This window comes from Bathymodiolus platifrons methanotrophic gill symbiont, assembly GCF_002189065.1.
In the GTDB taxonomy this organism is placed as follows: domain Bacteria; phylum Pseudomonadota; class Gammaproteobacteria; order Methylococcales; family Methylomonadaceae; genus Methyloprofundus.
The window spans coordinates 1-4455 of the sequence record NZ_BDMN01000397.1; the positions used below are offsets into that span (position 1 = coordinate 1).

Sequence of the window (4455 nt, forward strand, 5' to 3'; positions counted from 1 at the left end):
GCTTCTTTTTGTGAAATTCTTTCTCTAATTTAGGCGCATACGTGATAACCCAGCGGTTAAGTGTGCTGTGGTCAACATGATAGCCTCGTTCTTCCGCTATTTCTTCAAGATTGCGATAACTGAGTGGGTAAGCCAAGTACCATCTGACATTTAGGAGAATGATCTCTTTTTCAAAGTGGCGCCATTTGAAACTAAGCATTTGAGAATTCCTGATATAGAGATTTAAACTTAATGATAACAGATAACCTGGGGAAGTGAACTTTATGCGACAGAACCAACACCTGTTACGAAACACTGAATAAAGCCCTCAATCGGACGGGAAAAAATCAATATTAACTTCTCCGTGTCCTTGATAAGCCCTACCTTCCACTTCATAACAATTTAAGTGAACGAGACATAAGGGATTACGTCAGAAAACGAAAAATTAGCGGTAGTACGCAGAATGATTATTTGAAAAATCGCTTACTGGGTGTAGGAGATATCCCTCCGTTATCTGAAGTCATCCGTGCGGCCGCTGCCTGTGGGTAATGAGAAGTTACAATTAAGGAGAGGAAAAAACTTTTGAGAATAGAACATCAGTGCTTTTGAATTTTTTCCCGATAGGCCATCATGTTCATGTTTCGTATTTTAAATTTAAGAGTTCATAATGAAAACTATAGTTATTATCAGTGCTTTGTTAGTCCATTCCCTTGCATTTGCGGATGCAGAACACAATGCAGCGTCTGTTTTAATAAATAAACACGACATAGCTTCGAATACCGCGAAGATTAATCTGGGAAAAATAAGAAATTCTAAAAACAAGGATAAGTTTTTATCTCATCTTCCCCCTATTTCACATCACTCTGAGCGACCAAAGAGTCTTATGCTGAGACATTGTTCTTCCTCTGGCGCTTTTCAGTGGGGACCTTGTTCGGTGTATGAACTAAAAGGTACGGGCCCAGCGGGGGGAATGGTGTTTAAAATTTCCGGAGATGGAGAGCACGGCTTAGAAGCAGGTGAGATTCTAAGTGCACATGAGTGGGGTTGCAAAGGAACGAACGTGGTCGGTGCAATTCACCTTGGCATTGGCTCAGGGGAGACAGATACTGATGCCATCTTAGGTGCTGGGTGTGTTAGTGAGAATGGCTCTCCGATAGCCGCTAAGGTTGCCTCTGATTACAACCTTGGCGGGTATACCGACTGGTACTTACCATCAAGAGATGAATTATTCCTAGCATATCAAGTTTTATATTATGCGAGGACTAAGGACGCTACTAAATTTTGGTCTTCTTCTGAGGTGGGTAAAAATAAAGCTTGGGGGGTATTAGTAGATTTAAAAGACAATGAAGATAGTGGGAGTAAGAAGTGGGAGATGAAACCTAATTCTTATTTCGTTGTTCCTATTCGTTCTTTCTAACAAAACAAGAGGTATTCATGAAAATTTCAGAATTGAATAGTCAGGTGTTGGTGGCTTGTGCTTTTGCAACTACACTGTTTTTTAGTCATATTGCTATAGCGGATACTGCCGGAGATATTGCTAAGAACTCCGCTGGAATCGCTAGAAATAAAAATAATTTAGAGGCCGTTAAGATAGAGGCCTTAACAATGAAAAATAGAGTGACGAGTGTACCCACAGAGGCAGCGGCGGAAACAGTCTTTCTGTGGCTTTGTAAAGACAGTGACTACCCTCAGTGGGGAGCGTGTGATGATACTTATAAAGTAGAGGATACCGGCCCGGCGGGAGGCGTTGTCTTTTACACCACTGACGGCGGAAAACATGGATTAGAAGTTGCTTTAGAAGATATAAAACTCTCATCCCCGTGGGGGTGCTCTGGAACTGCTATTACTGGAGCACGAGGACAAGCAGTAGGGGACGGTAAAGCAAATACAGATGCCATTTTGGCTACAGACTCGGACTGCACTAGCGTAGGTATGAAATCAGCGGCATATTTAGCAGCTAGTTACTCGAGTAACGGTATTTCTGGCTGGCACTTACCCTCGACAGGGTCCTTAAAATTAATATACTCTGTGATCTTTCTGAATAATCTAGCAGGAATTGAAAAGAATAGCTCGGGGGAAGATATAGTATATTGGTCATCTACAGAATACGATTCTAATTCGGCTTTTGCGAAAGACTTTTATGATTCTTCTGATCCGTACTTACTGGGTAAGCAAATTGAGAACGCTGCTAGAGTACGAGCTGTTCGTCCTTTCTAATCTGCTGATAAATCAATATTCACCCCTCCCCCTTGTATGGCTATTAGATAAAAGAGAATTATGATGAAAAAATTGAAATTTATATTCCTGCTGTCGCTATTAGTGGGTTCCATATCGGCATCAGCGTCTCAGGTTGAAGATAACGCCAGGGCGATTGCCCGCAATGCAACCCGGATAGCAACTACTACAAAAGATATTACAACAATTAAGAGAATTATAGACTTTAATACGAATCACGTAATGCCTATCCCCGAATTTCCATCTAATGAAACACGCTCATTGGCTCTAAGGATTTGCCGTGGTAGTGACATACCACAGTGGGAACCGTGTAGGATCGATATCTATAAAATTGGGGATATAGGGCCAGCAGGAGGGTGGGTGTTTTATATAGAAGAAGGCGGGATACATGGTCTAGAAGCGGCTCCAGAGGACCAGCAACATGCAGAATGGGGTTGTTATGGTATCGATGTTGGAGCTGATGGCCTACATGTCGGTGCAGGTAAAACAAATACAGCAGCTATTCTAAGTAAAAAATGCGAAAGCGTAAGTATTGCAGCTAAAGTTGCATCTGATTATACTCTCAATGGACACACTAATTGGTTCCTGCCATCAATAGATGAGTTAGAGTTAATGTACAATAATTTGAAAACTAAAGATCTAGGTGAATTCCATGGGGGCAGCTATTCTAGTTCTTCAGAGTATAATTCTAATGTAACCAAAGCGTGGTTCGAAAATTTCAGCAATGGAATCAGGGGTCCCGACGTTAGGTATCATCCATCTCGAGTTCGTGCGATACGTAACTTTTAATTAAACCTGATTTTAGTGTGTTTGGCCTTAAAAAACGGATAAAAACTGAAATAAAGACCAGAGATAGATTATATGGCATTAGAAATCAGTATATTACTGATATTTTTTAAAAAAAAATTAAACAAGAGGTACTTATGAAAAACTTAAGAAAAGAAAAACTAGTCTGGGTGCTATCCCTAATGGCTATGATAATGACTCACTCAGCAGTTTCTGTATCTGATGTCCTTACCCCCTTGAAGGAAGAAATTAAGAATATTATGGAAGAACAAACCCATATAAAGAAAGGTGGTGAGAAAGATAAGGTCGTCGTCTCTTGCCCTAAAGAACTCATCAATGGGAAGTGTGCGTATGACATCGGTGATAAGGGGCCTGCTGGGGGTGTAGTGTTCTATGTGACAAGTGCTGGCGAACATGGATTTGAAATGGCGCCGGAAGATCAGGTCAGTTACACAGATTATAATTGGAGGGAAGGTCAGGAAAATGTTCCTATAGAGTGGGGTTGTTTTGGAGTCATGATTCCTGGTTCGAAGTCTAAGGGGATTGGTGCAGGTAAATGGAACACCCGCGCTATACTGGATAATTGTGAAGGCAGAGATGGTAGAAAAACCAATGCCCAGATAGTAGACGAGTACACGCTCAATGGTTATAGTGACTGGTTTATCCCTTCAACAGGGGAATTAGTATTAATGTACAAAAACCTATGGGAACCGAGAATTTACCCTTTTAGGTTTAGAATGTATGTAAGTTCAAGTGAGGCTATAGAAGATTATCATGGCACGGATAAGGTTAGCATATATGCCTACCAATCGGTGGAGGCCATCGTATTTGGGGATAAAAAGAGTGAAGAAATGGATATTACCGGCATAGTGAAAGACGCAGCTCAAGACACGCGAGCTATTCGTGAATTCTAATTGTCGATTCTAACGCTGTCATCCACGAACGGGATGATGGTCTCCAGAAGGTTCTGTCGCAAAAAAACAAATGCTTGTGTAAAAAGTCAACTGTAACCTGTTTTTATGCGATAAGTGTATAAAACACCATGCAGGAAAAAACCTTCTCAGTCCATCATTAAAATTACGATAATATAGTGTTAAAGCCAAGTAAAATGTGGTATTCAGTAAAATAATAACTTGAAAAATAGCACCATTTTTAGTTGAACATGCGAACCTTCTTTGGCTGAAATTAAATCTTATGATCGTAGATAATAGGGTGATTTTGTTTTTTTGCGACAGAACCCCATGGAGAGTGTCGGCATTAAAGAAAAAGACAGGGATTCTGTCATGCACGAGTTGAGTCAAAAAATGAGGGGGTTTGAAGTCAAAATGAATAAGCTCCTGAAAGGAGTGCCTTTTTCTGAGCTAGACTCTGTTAAAACCCCATTTTAGCCGCCTCTCGCTGAGGAAAGCCCCTCTGATGGCGTTGCAGACAAGGGGTGTAGTGAACCAAAATCAG

General features: G+C 40.9%; 4 protein-coding genes and 2 pseudogenes. 5 read left to right on the forward strand and 1 reads right to left on the reverse strand.

The window, feature by feature from the left end; genetic code table 11:
- Positions 1–199: pseudogene (locus CDZ78_RS18190) on the reverse strand (IS6 family transposase); the annotation flags it as partial.
- A gap of 149 nt (positions 200–348) precedes the next feature.
- Here CDZ78_RS18190 and CDZ78_RS24645 point away from each other — a divergent pair.
- From CDZ78_RS24645 to CDZ78_RS18210, 5 genes and pseudogenes are all read left to right on the forward strand, one after another.
- Positions 349–528 (forward strand): annotated as a pseudogene (locus CDZ78_RS24645) (IS66 family transposase); the annotation flags it as partial.
- 118 nt (positions 529–646) lie between these two features.
- Complete coding sequence (locus CDZ78_RS18195; RefSeq protein ID WP_087871250.1) at positions 647–1396, forward strand: Lcl C-terminal domain-containing protein; 750 nt, start codon at positions 647–649, stop codon at positions 1394–1396.
- Between the two features lie 17 nt (positions 1397–1413).
- On the forward strand, positions 1414–2196 hold the full coding sequence (locus tag CDZ78_RS18200) for a hypothetical protein (RefSeq protein WP_087871251.1): 783 nt from the start codon (positions 1414–1416) through the stop codon (positions 2194–2196).
- A 63-nt stretch (positions 2197–2259) separates the two neighbouring features.
- On the forward strand, positions 2260–3003 hold the full coding sequence (locus CDZ78_RS18205) for an Lcl C-terminal domain-containing protein (protein ID WP_167374394.1): 744 nt from the start codon (positions 2260–2262) through the stop codon (positions 3001–3003).
- Positions 3004–3137: 134 nt separating this feature from the next.
- Positions 3138–3914 carry a hypothetical protein gene (locus tag CDZ78_RS18210; protein WP_087871253.1) on the forward strand — a complete coding sequence of 259 codons (777 nt, stop codon included), beginning with the start codon at positions 3138–3140 and terminating at the stop codon, positions 3912–3914.
- Positions 3915–4455 lie beyond the last annotated feature (541 nt).

What these genes read in the sequence shown, in the direction of transcription:
- CDZ78_RS18195 (WP_087871250.1), top strand. Translation starts at nt 647, where the DNA reads ATGAAAACTATAGTTATTATCAGTGCTTTGTTAGTCCATTCCCTTGCA.
- CDZ78_RS18200 (WP_087871251.1), top strand. Translation starts at nt 1,414, where the DNA reads ATGAAAATTTCAGAATTGAATAGTCAGGTGTTGGTGGCTTGTGCTTTT.
- CDZ78_RS18205 (WP_167374394.1), top strand. Translation starts at nt 2,260, where the DNA reads ATGAAAAAATTGAAATTTATATTCCTGCTGTCGCTATTAGTGGGTTCC.
- CDZ78_RS18210 (WP_087871253.1), top strand. Translation starts at nt 3,138, where the DNA reads ATGAAAAACTTAAGAAAAGAAAAACTAGTCTGGGTGCTATCCCTAATG.